Source organism: Roseovarius halophilus (ex Wu et al. 2025), assembly GCF_047086965.1.
The window spans coordinates 1-221 of the sequence record NZ_JBKOTX010000688.1; the positions used below are offsets into that span (position 1 = coordinate 1).

Sequence of the window (221 nt, forward strand, 5' to 3'; positions counted from 1 at the left end):
GAAGCTGTCGCCGGCGGCGTGGCCGCCACTGGCGGTGCCGTTGTAGAGCTTGACGGTGACGCCGGTGTCGTCCCCGGCATAGCTGAGCATGTCGGTGCCGTTACCGCCCAGGATATTGTCGGCCCCGGCGCCGCCTTCGGCGGTGTCATCGCCGCTGCCGACGTTGATGTAGTCGTCCCCGGCATTGCCGCGGACGAGGTTGTCGGTGGTGTCGCCGGTGA

General features: G+C 68.8%; 1 pseudogene. It reads right to left on the reverse strand.

The annotated features are described in order from the left end of the window. Nucleotides 1-221, reverse strand: a pseudogene (locus tag ACH107_RS34040) (calcium-binding protein); the annotation flags it as partial.